This window comes from Mesorhizobium sp. BHbdii (genome assembly GCF_053848045.1).
Window position 1 is genome coordinate 741,042 of the sequence record NZ_JBSPKX010000003.1, and the last position, 17,129, is coordinate 758,170.

Below are 17,129 nucleotides of genomic sequence, written 5' to 3' on the forward strand. Positions count from 1 at the left end.
CCGTTCAGAGGAAGCCGGCAAACGGTTTTGAAACTGAGGCGATCCGCGATCTCTTGTGCCGCCTGGCGAATTGAAACGCAGACAGTGGCCTGAGTTGATCAGGGCTTTTTCAAACGGGAGGAATCATGAAACTCACTCGCAGAATAACACTTGTGACTTTTGCCGGCATGCTGGCGCTTGGCACCGCCGCACCCGCCTATGCGGCGGATCTCATTGCCATCATCACGCCCTCGCACGACAATCCGTTCTTCAAGGCGGAAGCTGTCGGTGCGGAAGCCAAGGCCAAGGAACTCGGCTACGAAGCGCTGGTGCTTGTCCACGACGACGACGCCAACAAACAGTCCGAGCTGATCGACACCGCGATCGGCCGCGGCGCCAAGGCGATCATCCTCGACAATGCCGGCGCCGACGCCACCGTCGCCGCCGTGCAGAAGGCCAAGGACGCGGGCGTTCCCTCCTTCCTGATTGATCGCGAGATCAACGCCACCGGCGTCGCCGTCGCGCAGATCGTCTCCAACAACTATCAGGGCGCCCAGCTCGGCGCGCAGGAGTTCGTCAAGCTGATGGGCGAGAAGGGCAATTTCGTCGAGCTGGTCGGCAAGGAATCCGACACCAATGCCGGCATTCGCTCGAAGGGCTATCACGACGTCATCGACGACTATCCGGACCTGAAGATGGTGGCGCAGCAGTCGGCCAACTGGAGCCAGACCGAAGCTTATTCCAAGATGGAATCCATTCTCCAAGCTAACCCGGACATCAAGGGCGTGATCTCCGGCAACGATACGATGGCGATGGGCGCCTATGCCGCCCTTGCCGCCGCCGGCCGCAAGGATGTCATCGTCGTCGGGTTCGACGGATCGAATGACGTGCGCGATTCGATCGCTTCAGGCGGCATCAAGGCCACAGTCCTGCAGCCGGCCTATGCGCAGGCGCAGATGGCAGTCGAGCAGGCCAACGACTTCATCAAGAACAAGAAGTCTCCGGCCGAGGAAAAGCAGCTGATGGACTGCGTCCTGATCAATGGCGACAATGCCGCCAAGCTGGAAACCTTCGCGCTGACCAACTGAGCCGGCGTAACATCAATCGCAAGGGACGAGCTTCCGGCTCGTCCCTTGCTTCCATTTACTGGGTGCCCTGACCGCCATGCCGAACAAGCCGACATGTTCGATCCTCGCCGCGCCGCTCCTTGCCGTGACCGTCGGCGTCAGCCTGACCGCCTGCAAGATCCTGCCGACACCGTCAGCGGAAAACGGCGGCAAACCTCCGGCCTTCAATGCGGACAAGATGGTCGGCGATATCTGGGCTGCCAAGGCGGTGCCCTATCTCCAGCAAAAGGCCGGGCCATTTCCCGAGGTTCACGCGCTGGCGAAAGCCGATCCAGCGGCTGCCGGCGCCAAGTATGGCAATCCGAAGAAACAGGCGAATTCGCCATGGACCTTCTCGGTTCGCCTCGAAGGCAAGATTGTTGCGGCGAATACACAGTCACGCGCGGCAACCATGGATGTCGATGCCGACGGCGACGGCAAGGCGGATGCGCGGGTGCAGATCGGACCCGCAATGCGTGGCACCGCGCTACGCGACAGTCTCGACTTCATCCAGTTCAACGATTTCACCAACCAGATCGACTTCGCCCAGTTCGGCAAGGCGTTCAACACTTACGCCGACAAGACAGTGCTTTCCAAGCTGCCGCGCGAAGCGCTGGAGGGCCGGAGCGTTAGGGTTGTCGGCGCCTATGTCATCGGCAGCGGCCAGGACCTGCCGCTGGTGACGCCGGCGGAGGCAGAGATCGGGCCGAAGCCATGACTGCCGCCACCGATCACGATGTCATCCTGACGCTGGAAGACGTCTCCAAGGTCTATTCGGGCACCGTCGCGGTCAAGCGCGCGAATTTCGAGGTGCGCAAGGGCGCGGTCAACGTGCTGGTCGGCGAAAACGGCGCCGGCAAATCGACGCTGATGAAGATCATCGCCGGCGTCGAACAGCCGACGCTCGGCCGCATAATCCTGGAGGGCGAAGAGGTTTCCTTCTCCTCATCCGGGGACGCGGTGAATCGCGGCATCGGCATGGTGTTTCAGGAGCTGAACCTGTTCGGCAACCTGACGGTCGCAGAAAATATTTTTGCCACCCGCGAGATCACCAACCGGCTCCGCAAGATCGATAGCCGAGAACAGGAGCGCCGCGCAGCGGAATTCCTCGAGCGGCTGGAAGCCGGCATCCGGCCGGACATACTGGTCGAGGATTTGCGTATCGGCCAGCAGCAGCTGGTCGAGATTGCCAAGGCGGTTTCGCTCGATGCGCGCATCCTGATCATGGACGAACCGACCTCGGCGCTGAGCGCGGCGGAAGTCGAGATCCTGTTCAAGGTGATTGCCGACCTCAAGGCGCGCGGCGTGGCGATCGTCTACATCTCGCACCGGCTCGAGGAACTGATCCGCATCGGCGACTACATCACCGTGCTGCGCGACGGGCGGATCACCGGCCAGGAGAAGATGAAGAACGTCGACACGCAATGGATCGTGCGGCAGATGATCGGTTCGGACGCCAAGGACTTCGCCAAGGCCGACGGCCATGTTCCGGGCGAAGAGATATTCCGCGCCGAGGACATCTGCCTGCCGCGCGTGACCGGCGGGCTTGCGGTCGATCACGTCTCGCTGTCGCTGCGCGCCGGCGAGATCCTCGGCATCTATGGCCTGATGGGCGCCGGACGCAGCGAATTGTTCGACTGCATCATGGGACGCCATGGCCATGCCACCGGAACGATCTTCATCGCCGGCAAAAAGATCAGAGAGCGCGACACGACACGGCGGATCCGGCGCGGGCTGGCGCTGATCCCCGAGGACCGCCAGCGCGAAGGGCTGGTGTCGATCCTCTCAGTCGCCAGCAACCTGACGCTGGCCAGCCTGTTGCGGTTTGTCCGCCTGTTCCATATCCGTGGCGCCAAGGAAAACCAGGCGGTGACGCAGATGGTGCGGGAGCTGGCGATCAAGGTCGCCAATCCGGCGCAAGAGGTCTCGTCGCTGTCGGGCGGCAACCAGCAGAAGGTGGTCATCGGCAAGGCGCTGCTCACCGGACCCAAGGTGCTGCTGATGGATGAACCGAGCCGCGGCATCGATGTCGGCGCCAAGGCCGACGTCTTCCGCACCATGCGCAAACTGTCCCGCGACGGACTGGGCATACTTTTCGCCACCTCGGATCTCGACGAGGTGATGGCGCTGTCCGACCGGGTCGCGGTGATGAGCAATGGAAAACTGACCGGCATGTTCGATCGCGCCGAGGCGACGGAGGCGGCACTTGTCGCCGCATCGGCGCTTGGCCACGGACCGGTCCCGCGCACGGAGAGCCACGCCCATGACTGACATCCCGGCCAAGGCTTCAGTTGCCTCCGCCTCGAGCGGCTCCGTCCTGCTGACGCTGATGAAGGCGAGGACGTTCATTGCGTTGATCGCCGTCCTGATCTTCTTCTCGATCGCGGCGCCGAATTTCCTGTCGGCCGCCAACCTGATCCTGATGTCGAAGCACGTGGCGCTGAACGCCTTCCTCGCCATGGGCATGACCTTCGTCATCATCACCGGAGGCATCGACCTCTCGGTCGGCTCGATTGTCGGCCTGTGCGGCATGGTCGCCGGCTATCTCGTGCTCAACGGCATCGACCTGCAGGTCGGCTATACGATCTATTTCAACGTCTTCGAAATCGCGCTGATCACGCTGGCGGTCGGCATATTGATCGGCGCCGTCAACGGATTGCTGATCACCAGGCTGAATGTCGCGCCGTTCATCGCCACGCTCGGCGTGCTCTATGTCGCGCGCGGCTTGGCGCTGCTGTCGTCCGATGGCCGCACCTTCCCGAACCTTGTCGGCAAGCCCGATCTGGGTACGACTGGGTTCGGCTTCCTCGGCGCCGGCCGGCTGTTCGGCCTGCCGGTTTCGATATGGATACTTGTCGTTGTAGCACTTGGGGCGGCCTATCTCGCCAAATATACCCCGCTCGGCCGCCACATCTTCGCCGTCGGCGGCAACGAACGGGCGGCGCGGATTTCGGGCGTCAGGGTCAACATGGTGAAGATGTTCGTCTACATGTTCTCCGGCTTCTGCGCGGCGGTCGTCGGCCTGATCATCTCGTCCGAGCTGATGGCCTCGCATCCGGCGACCGGCGAGAGCTTCGAGCTCAACGCCATCGCAGCGGCGGTGCTCGGCGGCACCTCGATGTCGGGCGGCCGCGGCACGATCGGCGGCACCATCGTCGGTGCCTTCGTCATCGGCATTCTCTCCGATGGGCTGGTCATGATGGGGGTGAGCTCGTTCTGGCAGATGGTGATCAAGGGCCTTGTCATCATCGTCGCTGTCGTCGTCGACCAGGCACAGCGCCGGCTGCAGAGCCGCGTGACGCTAATGCAGATGGCAAAGGCGGGCTGATGGCGGCGGAACTGCGTGGAGCGCTGATCGGCTGCGGCTTCTTTGCCGTCAACCAGATGCACGCCTGGCGCGACATCGCCGGCGCCTCGATCGTCGCCATTTGCGACCGCGATTCGGAACGGCTCAGGATAGTCGGCGACCAGTTCGGCATCACGCGGCGCTATACCGACGCGGCAGCACTTTTTGCCGCCGAAAGACTGGATTTCGTCGATATCGCCACCACCGCGCCGAGCCACCGTCCGCTTGTCGAGATGGCGGCGCGGCATCGCGTTCCGGCAATCTGCCAAAAGCCGTTCGCGCCGACGCTTGCCGATGCCAAGGCCATGGCGAAGGCCTGCTCTGACGCCGGCGTGCCGCTCATGGTGCATGAGAATTTTCGCTGGCAGTCGCCGATCCAGGCGGTGCGCGCCGTGCTCGACAGCGGTGATATCGGCACCCCGTTCTTCGGGCGGATCTCGTTCCGCTCGGCCTATGACGTGTTTTCCGGCCAGCCCTATCTGGCGACGGGAAAGCGCTTCATCATCGAGGACCTGGGCATCCATAGTCTCGACATTGGCCGCTTTCTGCTGGGCGACGTTTCGACGATCACGACACGAACCGCTCGCATTAATCCTGAGATTGCCGGCGAGGACGTCGCTACAATGCTAATGGACCACGAGAGCGGCGCAACGTCTGTGGTCGATTGCAGCTATGCGACCAAGCTCGCTACTGAGCCGTTTCCGCAGACGCTGGTCGAGATCGACGGCAGCGGCGGCACGATCCGGCTCGAGCAGGATTACCGACTCACCGTCACCGGCAGGAACGGAACGGCGGTCAGCGACGTCTCGCCACCGCTGCTGCCATGGGCATCGCGACCATGGCACAACATCCAGGAAAGCGTCGTCGCCATCCAAAAGCACTGGGTCAATTGCCTGGCGAACGGGACCGAGCCGGCAACCTCGGGTGCGGACAATCTCAGGACATTGGCGCTGGTCGAGGCCGCCTATGCGGGCGCTGCGAGCCGTGAGCCGGTGCAGCTCGATACTTTGCTGAGATGACCGCCGATGCCTTCCTCCTCTATGGCACGCGCGCCGTCGAGGCCGAGCCGGTCAGGCTACGCGCCGGCGCACTCAGCGCCGACTTCGTCAACGGCAATCTGCGCACCATCCGCCACGGCGGCACGGAAGTGCTGCGCACCATCGCTTATGTCATCAGGGACCGCGACTGGGGCACTTACGAGCCGGCGCTCACGGATTTAGTCATTGACCAGAGTGCCGACACTTTCTCCGTCAGCTATTCGGCAAGTTGCGTCGGACCAAAGGGAAGCCGGCTCGACTTTCGCGCGACGATCGAAGGTTCCGCCGACGGCCAGCTGGTTTTCGACGTGAGCGCGCGTCCCGAAGACGATTTCGAGACCAATCGCTGCGGCTTCTGCATCCTGCATCCGATCGCCGGCCTGGCCGGCAGCCCGATCACCGTCGAGCACACCGACGGCAGCGTGGTGGAAACGAAGCTTCCGCAGCTGATAGACCCCTGGCAGCCTTTCAAGGATTTGCGGGCGATCACCCATGAGGTCCGGCCCGGCGTCACCGCCGAATGCCGGATGGAAGGCGACGTGTTCGAGATGGAGGACCAACGCAACTGGTCGGACGCGTCCTACAAGACCTATGTCCGGCCGCTCGCGCTGCCATGGCCCTATGTGCTGCCTGCCGGCGAGACTGTGCGCCAGACGATCAGCTTGCGCATCTCAGGCGACGTGAAGGCGCCGGCTGCCGCAACAGCCGCCGAACACGTCCGCGTCGAGCTCGGCGAAGCCGGACCGGCACTACCGGATATCGCCGTGATCATCTACCCGGATGAGGTCGAGGCGGCGCTGGCAAACCTTCCGACGCTGTCCGCGCTTGGCCCGCAACAGCTGACGTTCCACTACGACCCGACGCGTGGCCACGGCCTCGAAGCCTTGCAGTCCTATGCCCGGCTCGCCGCAGCCTGCCCGGTCGAGACGACGCTTGAATGCGTCGTTTCCTGCGTTGGCGATCTCGACGCTGAGCTTTCAGGCGTCGCCGATGCGGTGCGACAGGCCAGGCTGAAGCTCTCGGCCATCGCCGTTTCGCCCTCGGTCGACCGGCAGTCAACGCCGCCGGGCAGCGCATGGCCTGAATGTCCGCCGCTCGAGGACGTCTATGCCGCCGCGCGGCGCGCCTTTCCCGATATCCGCCTCGGCGGCGGCATGTTCAGCTATTTCACTGAGTTGAACCGCAAGCGCGTTCCCGCCGACTTGCTCGATTTCGTCACCCACTGCACATGCCCGATCGTGCACGCCGCCGACGATCTCAGCGTCATGCAATCGCTGGAGGCGCTGCCTTTCATCACCGCATCGGTGCGGGCGATCTTCGGGCCAAAACACTACCGGATCGGCCCATCGACCATCGCCATGCGGCAGAACCCCTATGGCGGTGCGACCAAAGCCAATCCGCACCGTCAGCGCATCGCCATGGCCGACCGGGATCCCCGCCATGCCGGCATGTTCGCGGCAGCATGGACGATCGGCTATGCCGCGCGCGTCGCGCCGGCCGGGCTGGAGATGCTCACGCTGTCCAGCTTCACCGGACCGTTCGGCGTGCTGGCGGCATCCGGGGAACCCGTCGGCGAAGGGGAACCCCGGCCGATTTTCGAGGCTATCAAGGGGCTTTGCGAACTGGCCGGCTTCAGGCACTTAGCGGCGAGGACTAGCGATGAGACGCGGGTGCTCACGCTGGCCGGCCGTTCTTCCGCGGGTCAGACCGTCATTTGGCTGGCGAATCTGACGGCGAGCGAAGTGACGGTTGATATCTCCGGGTTCGAACGACGCCACCTTGTGATGCCGCCTTACGCGATCACCCGGATCGGGTGAAATCAGTTGCCGGAATTCATCACATAGAGCGCGCGCGAGCGCTCGAGGTGCTTGATCATCGCCTTCTCGGCTCCGTCGGCATCCTTCTGCTCGATGCGCCCGATGATCTCTTCGTGCTCGGTCAGCGTGAAGTTTTCCTTGCCGGTCCAGATCAGCATCTCGGTGTGATATTCCTTCAGCCAGCCAAGCATCGCTTCGCTGACCGCGACATAAATCGGGTTGCCGGATATTGCCGCAATCTGGGTATGAAACTTCATGTCCGCGGATATGAAGGCCTCGGAATCGCCGCGAAAGCTCCGCTGTTCGGCAACGGTGGCCCGCAGCCGCTGAACGTCCTCTGCTGTGGCCTTTTCGGCGGCCTCCCTGACCATGCCGCGCTCGAAGAAGATGCGCGCGTTCTTGAGGTGCTCCAGCGTGTCCTTCGACGACGACAGGATGATCTTGGCCGCGCCATCGACCTGTTTGATGATCGACTTGGCGGTCAGCTGAAGCACCTTCGCCCGCTCGCCATGCGAGATCGCGACGAGACCCATATTGCTCAACGCCTGCATCGCTTCGCGGATCGCCGGCCTGCCGACCTCGAAGCGCTCCATCAGTTCGCGCTCCGACGGCATGTCGTCGCCTGGCCGCAATTCGCCGCTGGTGATCAGGCGCTTCAGCCTCAAAAACACTTCGTCGGAAAGCTTGCGCCGGACGATCGGCTCCGAACGGTTCATCGTCGCGAATCACTCCTTGACCGGTGTCTATTTAGCATTGTCGCCTCGATTCCCGGAATGCCTGCGCGAGAGCAGGATATCGCTTGCAATGCTTATGTACTCATTATACCAGATTTCAAATATCGGGGAACTTCTTTCGAGCTATGATCACCCTCACCTATCGCGTCGAGACCTCGGCGAGCATCGAGGCGCTGGCGACCAAGATCGCAAGCGACCAGTCGACCGGAACCTTCGTTGCGCTGGCCGGCGAGACCGAAGAGCTCAAGGCGCGGGTGGCGGCACGCGTCCTGGCGATACGGTCTTTGCCGGACGCCGATCGTCCATCGCTTCCCGAAGCCAGCGACGGGCCCTTCAAGCGCGCGGATGTCGACATCGCGTTTCCGCTGGATGCCATCGGTACCGATCTTTCGGCGCTGATGACCATCGCCATCGGTGGCGCCTATTCGATCAAGGGCCTGTCCGGCATCCGCGTCGTCGACATGAAGCTGCCGGATGAGTATCGCAGCGCCCATCCGGGTCCGCAATTCGGCGTCACCGGCAGCCGCCGACTAACCGGCGTGGAGAACCGCCCGATCATCGGGACGATCGTCAAGCCGGCGCTGGGGCTTCGACCGCGCGAAACGGCGGAGATGGTGGGTGAGCTGATCGCCGCCGGCGTCGATTTCATCAAGGACGACGAGAAGCTGATGAGCCCGGCCTATTCGCCCCTGTCGGAACGGGTGAAGGCGATCATGCCGCTCGTCCTCGACCATGAGCAGAAGACCGGTAAAAAGGTCATGTATGCCTTCGGCATCTCGCATGCCGATCCTGACGAGATGATGCGCAACCACGATCTGGTGGCGAAGGCCGGCGGCAATTGCGCTGTGGTCAACATCAACTCCGTCGGCTTCGGCGGCATGGCTTTCCTCAGAAAGCGCTCCAGCCTGGTGATCCACGCCCACCGCAACGGCTGGGACATTCTCACCCGTCACCCCGGGCTTGGCATGGATTTCAAGGTCTGGCAGCAGTTCTGGCGGCTGCTCGGCGTCGATCAGTTCCAGATCAATGGCATCGCCTCGAAATATTGGGAGCCGGACTGGTCATTCGTCGAATCCTTCAAGGCGGTGACCACGCCGATCTTTTCGCCTGATGATTGCGCGTTGCCGGTCGCCGGCTCCGGCCAGTGGGGCGGACAGGCCCCCGAAACCTACCGGCGAACCGGCCGAACGGTCGATCTTCTCTATCTCTGCGGCGGCGGCATCGTCAGCCATCCGAACGGGCCGGGTGCCGGCGTGCGCGCCGTGCAGCAAGCCTGGCAGGCGGCGGTCGATGGTATCCCGCTGGCGGAGTTCGCGCTGACCCATCCCGAACTGGCGGGATCGATCGAGAAATTCGGCGACGGCAAAGCAGCCTGACCCCATGCAAAATCTGCTTCTCAGCTACTATGGCGATGATCTCACCGGCTCGACCGACGTCATGGAGGCGCTCGAGCTCGGCGGCGTGCCGACCGTGCTGTTCATGCGCCAGCCCGACGAGGCCCTGCTTTCGCGGTTCCGGCATTGCCGTGCCATCGGCCTGGCCGGCACCAGCCGAAGCGAGACGCCGCAATGGATGGACACGCATCTGCGGGGCGCCTTGGCCTGGCTGAAGACCCTGAACGCCGAGATCTGCCATTACAAGGTCTGCTCGACTTTCGATTCCAGCCCGGCGATCGGCAGCATCGGCCGGGCGATCGAGATTGGCCGCTCGGTGTTTAGCCAAGACAGCGTGCCGCTGGTGGTCGGCGCGCCGCAGCTCAAGCGCTACACCGCCTTCGGCCATCTGTTCGCGGCCTACCGCGAAAAATACTTCCGTATTGATCGCCATCCCGTGATGAGCCGCCATCCGACCACGCCGATGGATGAATCCGATTTGCTGATCCATCTGTCGCGCCAGACAGACCTCACCTCGGGGCTGGTCGACCTCGCGACGCTGCAGTCAGCGTCCCGATCGGAAGTGTTCGATCGGCTGACCGAAAATGGCAGCGATATCGTGCTTTTGGACGTCGACAGCCGCGAGACTCAGGCGCTTGCCGGCAAGGAGATATGGCGCGTTCGCACGCCGGGCGGCTATTTCGTCGTCGGCTCTTCCGGGATCGAATATGCGCTGCTGGCCGAATGGGCGTCGAACCATACCGTCAGTGCCGAGCCCAGCTTTTCGCCGCCGGGCGCGGCCGACCGGATCGCGGTGGTCTCGGGCAGTTGTTCGCCGACAACGGAACGACAGATCCGGCATGCTCTGACGGACGGTTTCGACGGGATCGAGGTGGACCCTGTCGAACTGGTCTCAGAGGATTCCGACAAGGCGATCGCTCGCGCGGCAGCAAGCGGTCGCGCCAGTCTGGAGGCCGGGCGCAGCGTCGTCCTCTACACGGCGCTTGGACCAGCAGCCGACCGCGGCGCCGAAATCGACCGGCAGGCAGGCGCCCGCCACAAGCTTGGTCGCGGCCTCGGCGAACTTCTTCGCGAGCTGACGATCGAACAAAAGTTGCAGCGCGTGGTCATCGCCGGCGGCGACACGTCGAGCCATGCACTCGGCCAGATGGGCGTCGATGCGCTGACGGTGCGGATGCCGCTGCCCGCCTCACCAGGTTCGCCCCTCTGCGTCGCCCACTCGCGCGTCAAGACGATCGATGGGCTGGAAGTTGCGCTCAAGGGCGGACAGGTCGGAACCGATCGCTATTTCTGCACCATTCGCGATGGGCTCAGTGATTGACAGGAGGCGCGCTGGATTTTCCTGATCTCACGACTTCTTGAACACGGCGCGGTTACCAACCCACGATGCCTGTCCCACATAAGCCGCCGTATGCGTAGCGGCGGGGCGGCGCACAGCGCTCAAGCCGGAGCTGACCCCGGCTCCGCGAGTGAACCAGCGGGATGCCGCGATGTCATTCAGACCGTTGCTTGGTAACGGACGGGTTCGGAGCCAGGAAGAGAAATCGGAGCCCCTGCAGACCGCGTCGTGGGGCAGCTCCTCGATTGTATTCGACAGTCGGCGGTGGGCGTGCCGGGAGGCGGAACTCCGCTGGACAGCCCCTCATCATCTGATCGTGCTGACCGAAGAAGGCGGAACGTCCCATACATCTATCCGGCACGAGGCAAGATCCCTCTATGACGGAATGGATCGTCCCGGAGCCCTCACCTTCGTCCCCGCAGGCGCGGAGCGGCTCGGCTTCTATCGCGATGTAAACCTCTCCTATTCAGCCTTATGGATCGATCCCGATATCGGGCTTCCCGGATGCGAACGCCTGAGAGATTTGCCGATCCTGGTGAACAAGGAAGACGCGGTGATCGCCACGCTGCTGAGTTCGCTTCGCGACGAGATGGCAAGTGGTCACAGGCCGGACACTGCCTATGTCGAGCATCTGGTCGCCCTCGTCTGCCTCCGCGTGGCCATTCTGAACCGGGATCAACATCCTTCTCTGCGTCACGGCTGCCTCAGCCGTCGGGCGCTTGGTCGAGTTCGGGCTTACATCGATGCACATATGCATTCCGACGTTTCGCTAAGCGAGCTGGCAGCCGTCGCGGGCATGGCCGTCGACAGTTTTGCACGTCGTTTCAAAGCGACGACCGGCCTTGCACCCTATGCCTATGTGATCGAGGAACGCGTGCGGCGAGCGGAGATGCTGCTGCGCGAAACGGGTTTGACGATCGGTAGCATTGCCTTTCGGCTCGGCTTTTCAAGCCAAAGCCACTTCACCACGACGTTCCGGCGTCTCAGGGGGATGACGCCTCGGGCCTATCGGGTGAATTCTTCTCCGGAATCCTGACAATGCCGCCGGTTTCTTGAAAGAAAGCCGCCGGCCGCACCCCCACCTCCAGTGTCGATGAGTGACAGAACTGCGACTGGGAGATCATGCATGGCCAGAACAGACAACAGGAGCGGGCCGACTCGTCGGATGGTGCTGGAGGGCGGGGTGGCGACCGGCGTGCTCCTGGCTACCGGTATACCGGTTGACGCCGAGCCGGCCGACAGCGTCACGGCGGCCGCCTCGCCCACGCCGGTACCGACGATGCCGATGTCCCTGCGGATCAACGCGAAGGATTTTGCCGTCGAACTCGACCCGCGGACGACGCTGCTCGACGCCCTGCGCAACCATCTCGGTCTCACCGGCTCGAAGAAAGGCTGCGACCACGGCCAGTGCGGCGCATGCACGGTGCTGGTCGACGGGCGCCGGATCAATTCCTGCCTGACGCTTGCCGCAATGCATGAAGGCGACGAGATCACCACTGTCGAGGGCCTTGCCGAGGGTGACCGGCTGCATCCGGTGCAGGCCGCCTTCGTCGCCCGCGATGGTTTCCAGTGCGGCTATTGCACGCCGGGCCAGATCTGCTCCGCGGTCGGTATGCTGGGCGAGGCCAGGGCCGGCTGGCCGAGCCACGCGAGCGCGGACGTGGCGGCGGCTTCTGGCGCTCTCAGCGATGCCGAGATCCGCGAGCGGATGAGCGGCAACATCTGCCGTTGTGCCGCTTATCCGAACATCGTCGCTGCAATCCGCGACGCGGCAGAGGAGGCGTGAGCAATGCGGTCCTTCACTTATGAACGTGCGGCAAATGCCGAGCAGGCAGCCGCCGCGGTTGCGGCCCGGCCGGGCGCCAAGTTCATCAGCGGCGGCACCAATCTGCTCGACCTGATGAAGCTCGAGATCGAGCGCCCAGCGCATCTCGTCGACATTAGCCGGCTGCCGTTCGATCGGATCGAGGAGACGGCGGAAGGCGGGCTTCGGGTCGGCGCCCAGGTCCGCAACAGCGATCTCGCCGCCGATCCGCGGGTGAGGTCACGCTACCCGATGCTCACGCAAGCGCTGCTGGCGGGAGCGTCCGGCCAGATACGCAACAAGGCCTCGACCAGCGGCAATCTCCTGCAGCGCACACGCTGCCCCTACTTCTACGATCGCAACATGCCTTGCAACAAGCGCGAGCCGGGTTCGGGCTGCGCGGCGCTTCAGGGCTTCAATCGCATGCACGCCGTACTTGGCGCGAGCGAAGCCTGCATCGCGGTGCATCCCTCCGACATGGCGGCCGCCATGTCCGGGCTCGACGCCAGGATCGAGACCATATCACCCGGCGGCGAGACCCGCACGATCGCGATCGGCGATTTCCACCGATTGCCAGAGGCGATGCCCCATGTGGAAACCGTGCTCGGCCACGGCGAAATGATCGCCGCGGTTCCCCTGCCGCCGCCGCCACCCGGCCGGCAGGTTTACCGCAAGGTGCGCGACCGTGCCTCCTACGCCTTCGCGCTGGTGTCGGTGGCAATAATCGTCGAGAAAAGCGGCGACCGTGTCCTAAGCGCTCGGATCGCCATGGGCGGCGTGGCAGCGAAGCCCTGGCGCGCAACGGAGGCGGAGCGCATGCTCGCAGGAGCGGCGGCGTCCGACCGCGCCTTTACCGATGCGGCCGAAGCCGCGCTCGCCGGAGCCGTCGGATATGGCGGCAATGATTTCAAGATCCCGCTGGCGAAACGGACGATGCGGCACACGCTCGCTGCCGCCGCCGAGAGTGCATGAGGTGACACCATGACAGAGACGAAGACCAGCGAGATCCGTCCTTCCGAAACACGCAATGGCGTTATCGGGCGCCCAGTCGACCGCATCGACGGTCCGCTCAAAGTGACAGGTAATGCCACCTACGCCTACGAGAATGCGCTGGATGGCACAGCCTATGGCTATATTCTCGGCGCCGCCGTCGCCAAGGGGCGCATCGCCGAGATCGACACGGCCGAAGCCGAACGGGCGCCGGCAGTGCTGCTCGTCATGACGCACCGCAATGCGCCGGCCCAGCCGGATTTCGGCCCGGCGGTCACGCCGACCGTACCGGAGGTCTTCACGCGCGCCCGCCCCGCGCTCAACAGCGACCGGGTGCGCTACTACGACGAGCCCGTCGCGCTGGTCGTTGCGGAGACGTTCGAGGCGGCACGCGCTGCGGCGGGCCTCATCAAAGTGCGCTACGACGAGGAGCCGGGCCTCTACGATTTGCCGGGGCGTGTGGCCGACGCCTATGCACCGAAGCGGACCAACGCCGGCTTCGAGACCGACAGTGTGGTCGGCGACTTCGAGAGCGCCTTTGCGGCGGCTCCGGCCAAGATCGATGCCACTTACCGGACGCCCTTCGAACATCACAATCCGATGGAGCCCCATGCGACGCTCGCCGCCTGGTCAGGCAACGAGCTGACGATCCATACATCGGCGCAAACCCTGGCGAATTTCCGGGCGGGGATCGCCAGCACGCTTCGCATCCCGCCCGAGCGTGTGCGCATCGTGAGCCCGTTCATCGGCGGAGGCTTCGGCTCCAAGCTGATTGCCCATTCCGATACAATCCTGGCCGCGCTTGCAGCGCAGGTCCTGCAGCGTCCCGTTAAGATCGCGCTGACGCGACAGCAGATGTTCGCCAATGCCGGTCACCGCGCAGAGATGATCCAACAGGTACGTCTCGGCGCAGACACCGATGGGCGGCTCACCGGGGTCGCGCACGATGTCTGGTCCGCAACGTCCAGCTTCGAGGAGTACTGCGAGCAAACGGCAGTTTTTGCCCGCTCGCTCTACGCGGCGCCGAACCGTCTCACCCGCCATCGCCTGGTTCCGCTGGATATCAACCGCGGCGAATGGATGCGCTCGCCCGGCGAAGCGCCCGGCATGCTTGCTTTCGAATGCGCCATGGATGAGCTTGCCGAGCGGCTCGGCCTGGACCCGATCGAACTCAGGATCCGCAACGAACCGGAACAGGATCCCGAGCGCGGCGTGCCGTTCTCGACCCGCAATCTCGTCGCCTGCATGGAGGACGGCGCCCGCCGTTTCGGTTGGGAGCGGAGAAACCCGACACCCGGCCGCACCCGAGAGGGCCGAAAGCTCATCGGCTACGGCATGGCGGCGGCGATCCGTCCGAACTACATCGGCGCGGCGACGGCGCGGGTTGCACTCGACCGGGCCGGTCGGGTGACGGCGCGGCTCGACATGACCGATATTGGGACCGGCACTTATACGATCCTGACTCAGATCGCTGCGGAAAATCTCGGCGTGCCGATCTCGTCCGTCAAAGTGGAGCTCGGCGACAGCCGCTTCCCGCGTACCTCCGGCTCCGGCGGTTCCTGGGGCGCGGCAAGCGCGGGTTCGGCGCTGCATAACGCCTGCAACGCCCTCAAGCAACGGATCGTGGAGGCGGCGCGGTCGAGCGAAGCCTCGCCACTGCACGGCGCGAACGCCACCGAGGCAAGCTTTGCCGACAGCGAAGTCAGGTTCGGCCAGCGGTCGGCAGGCCTGGCCGACCTCATCCGGAGGATCGCTCCGGACGGGCTTGAGGCCGAAGGCTCCGTAGCCGCAGGCGCCGCCACCCAGTCATACAAGGCTTACTCGCAGCATTCCTATGGAGCACATTTCGCCGAGGTCGCAGTCGATTGCGATACCGGTGAGATCCGCATGCGCCGGATGCTGGCTGTGATGGGCGCGGGCCGTATACTCAACGCCAAGACCGCTCGCTCGCAAATCATCGGCGGCATGACCTGGGGGATCGGTGCGGCGCTGATGGAGCAGACGGTGCTCGACCGGCGCTACGGCCACTTTGTCAATCACGACCTTGCCGAGTATCACGTCCCGATCAACGGCGACGTTCCCGACATGGAGGTCGTCTTCCTCGACGAGCATGACGACAAGGCCAATCCACTTGGCGCGAAGGGCCTCGGCGAGCTCGGCGTCTGCGGTGCGGGGGCTGCTGTCGCCAATGCCATTTACAACGCAACCGGCGTGCGAGTGCGTGAATTTCCCATCACCTTGGACAAGGTGCTGCCGGCCTTGCCCGTGATCGCGATTTAACGCTGCAAGTTATCAGCTCCTCCCTTGCCCTCAAGGGCGATCAGGTCGGAACGTCGTCAAGGTTCTCAGCGCGGCGGTAAAAGTCCTGCTTTCGCACAACTATCATGACGGCGCGGAACATCACCGCTTCTTCTTCAAGCACTTCAAGCTCAAGGGCAAAGAGGCGGCCAATGCCTGCATGCAGATCCTGGCCGCGCGGGAACGTATCGCCGCTGAAATGTCCGTCGCCGGGTAGAAATCCGGGTAACACGCTGTACTATCTGCGAAATACGAAACTCGGGAGGATGCAGGTGCAGACCAAGAAGATCGTCAACGACGGCAACCGCACTGTCGACGAGATGCTGGAAGGAATCCTGGCCGCGCATCCCCGCCATCTCAAAAGCGCGGAGGGCAGCCCACGCTCGATTATCGCCCGCGATGGACCTCGCCAGGGCAAGGTCGGCCTCGTCATCGGCGGCGGCTCCGGCCACGAGCCGACCTTCCTTGGTTTCGTCGGCAAAGGCCTGGCCGACGCGGCGGCGATCGGCAACGTCTTTGCCTCGCCGCCGCCCGACCCGATCCTCGAATGCGCCAAGGCGGCCAGCGGCGGCGCCGGCGTTCTGTTCATGTATGGCAACTATGCCGGCGACGTGATGAATTTCGACATGGCCGCCGAGATGGCGGCGATAGACGATGTCGTGGTGCGCACCGTGCTGACCACTGACGACGTGGCATCGGCGCCGCGTGACCAGAGGCAAAAGCGGCGCGGCGTTGCCGGCAATTTCTTCATCTTCAAGGCCGCCGGTGCCGCCTGCGACCGGATGCTCTCATTCGATGAATGCGAACGCATCGCCAGGAAGGCCAACGATCACACCTTCACCATGGGCGTGGCGCTGTCGCCCTGTTCGCTGCCGCAGACCCGCCGGCCGAATTTCGAGATCGGACCGGACGAGATGGAGATCGGCATGGGCATTCATGGCGAGCCGGGCATCGCACGTGGAAAACTGAAAACGGCCGACGAGATCACTGACGAGATGCTGGACAAGATCCTCGACGAGATGGCGCCGGCGCATGGCGACAAGGTCGCCGTGCTCGTCAATTCGCTCGGCTCGACGCCGCTGATGGAGCTTTACATCATGAACCGGCGCGTGAAGCGTCGGCTGGATGACATCGGCGTGTCAATTCACGCGACATGGGTCGGCAACTACTGCACCTCGCTCGAAATGGCCGGCGCCTCGGTGACGCTGATGCATCTCGATGCCGAATTGCAGACGATGCTCGACCATCCTTGCGACTGCGCCATGTTTCGCGCCGGCTGAAAGTA

The 17,129-nt window shown here is 63.9% G+C and carries 14 protein-coding genes and 1 pseudogene; 14 read left to right on the forward strand and 1 reads right to left on the reverse strand.

Features of this window, described 5'->3' with window-relative positions; all coding sequences use genetic code 11:
• The first annotated feature begins 125 nt into the window (after positions 1–125).
• From ACWTU8_RS20330 to apnL, 6 genes are all read left to right on the forward strand, one after another.
• The gene (locus ACWTU8_RS20330; RefSeq protein WP_455849551.1) at positions 126–1,067 is read left to right on the forward strand and encodes a substrate-binding domain-containing protein; all 942 of its coding nucleotides are present in this window, start codon (positions 126–128) and stop codon (positions 1,065–1,067) included.
• Between the two features lie 76 nt (positions 1,068–1,143).
• Positions 1,144–1,803: a DUF2291 family protein gene (locus ACWTU8_RS20335; protein ID WP_036267447.1), complete on the forward strand. Its 660-nt coding sequence runs from the start codon at positions 1,144–1,146 to the stop codon at positions 1,801–1,803.
• On the forward strand, positions 1,800–3,356 hold the full coding sequence (locus ACWTU8_RS20340) for a sugar ABC transporter ATP-binding protein (protein WP_455849552.1): 1,557 nt from the start codon (positions 1,800–1,802) through the stop codon (positions 3,354–3,356). Before ACWTU8_RS20335 ends, ACWTU8_RS20340 begins: the two co-directional genes overlap by 4 nt.
• Complete coding sequence (locus ACWTU8_RS20345; protein ID WP_455849553.1) at positions 3,349–4,413, forward strand: ABC transporter permease; 1,065 nt, start codon at positions 3,349–3,351, stop codon at positions 4,411–4,413. The genes ACWTU8_RS20340 and ACWTU8_RS20345 overlap by 8 nt, the downstream gene beginning before the upstream one ends.
• The gene (locus ACWTU8_RS20350) at positions 4,413–5,450 is read left to right on the forward strand and encodes a Gfo/Idh/MocA family protein (protein ID WP_455849554.1); all 1,038 of its coding nucleotides are present in this window, start codon (positions 4,413–4,415) and stop codon (positions 5,448–5,450) included. The genes ACWTU8_RS20345 and ACWTU8_RS20350 overlap by 1 nt, the downstream gene beginning before the upstream one ends.
• The gene (gene apnL, locus ACWTU8_RS20355; protein WP_455849555.1) at positions 5,447–7,285 is read left to right on the forward strand and encodes a D-apionate lactonase; all 1,839 of its coding nucleotides are present in this window, start codon (positions 5,447–5,449) and stop codon (positions 7,283–7,285) included. The genes ACWTU8_RS20350 and apnL overlap by 4 nt, the downstream gene beginning before the upstream one ends.
• Positions 7,286–7,287: 2 nt before the next feature.
• On the opposite strand, the gene ACWTU8_RS20360 is transcribed toward apnL, so the two are convergent.
• Positions 7,288–8,001, reverse strand: coding sequence for a transcriptional regulator NanR (locus ACWTU8_RS20360; RefSeq protein ID WP_455849556.1), 714 nt, complete (start codon positions 7,999–8,001; stop codon positions 7,288–7,290).
• 143 nt (positions 8,002–8,144) lie between these two features.
• On the opposite strand from ACWTU8_RS20360, the gene oiaX reads away from it, so the two are divergent.
• The 8 genes and pseudogenes from oiaX to ACWTU8_RS20400 all read left to right on the forward strand — a co-directional run bounded on the left by oiaX (position 8,145) and on the right by ACWTU8_RS20400 (position 17,124).
• A complete protein-coding gene (gene oiaX / locus ACWTU8_RS20365; RefSeq protein WP_455849557.1) occupies positions 8,145–9,395 on the forward strand; it encodes a 3-oxo-isoapionate-4-phosphate decarboxylase OiaX in 1,251 nt (416 codons plus the stop codon).
• A 4-nt stretch (positions 9,396–9,399) separates the two neighbouring features.
• Positions 9,400–10,734 (forward strand): four-carbon acid sugar kinase family protein, encoded by a 1,335-nt coding sequence (locus ACWTU8_RS20370; protein WP_455849558.1) that lies wholly within the window; start codon positions 9,400–9,402, stop codon positions 10,732–10,734.
• Between the two features lie 169 nt (positions 10,735–10,903).
• A complete protein-coding gene (locus ACWTU8_RS20375) occupies positions 10,904–11,788 on the forward strand; it encodes a helix-turn-helix domain-containing protein (protein ID WP_455849559.1) in 885 nt (294 codons plus the stop codon).
• A gap of 90 nt (positions 11,789–11,878) precedes the next feature.
• On the forward strand, positions 11,879–12,538 hold the full coding sequence (locus ACWTU8_RS20380) for a 2Fe-2S iron-sulfur cluster-binding protein (RefSeq protein WP_455849560.1): 660 nt from the start codon (positions 11,879–11,881) through the stop codon (positions 12,536–12,538).
• 3 nt (positions 12,539–12,541) lie between these two features.
• Entirely contained in the window at positions 12,542–13,528 is a 987-nt protein-coding gene (locus ACWTU8_RS20385) for an FAD binding domain-containing protein (protein WP_455849561.1), read from the forward strand.
• Positions 13,529–13,537: 9 nt separating this feature from the next.
• Positions 13,538–15,826 carry a xanthine dehydrogenase family protein molybdopterin-binding subunit gene (locus tag ACWTU8_RS20390; protein WP_455849562.1) on the forward strand — a complete coding sequence of 763 codons (2,289 nt, stop codon included), beginning with the start codon at positions 13,538–13,540 and terminating at the stop codon, positions 15,824–15,826.
• 55 nt (positions 15,827–15,881) lie between these two features.
• Positions 15,882–16,061: pseudogene (locus ACWTU8_RS20395) on the forward strand (hypothetical protein); the annotation flags it as partial.
• A gap of 55 nt (positions 16,062–16,116) precedes the next feature.
• Positions 16,117–17,124, forward strand: a complete 1,008-nt coding sequence (locus tag ACWTU8_RS20400) for a dihydroxyacetone kinase subunit DhaK (RefSeq protein ID WP_455849563.1) — start codon at positions 16,117–16,119, stop codon at positions 17,122–17,124.
• Positions 17,125–17,129 lie beyond the last annotated feature (5 nt).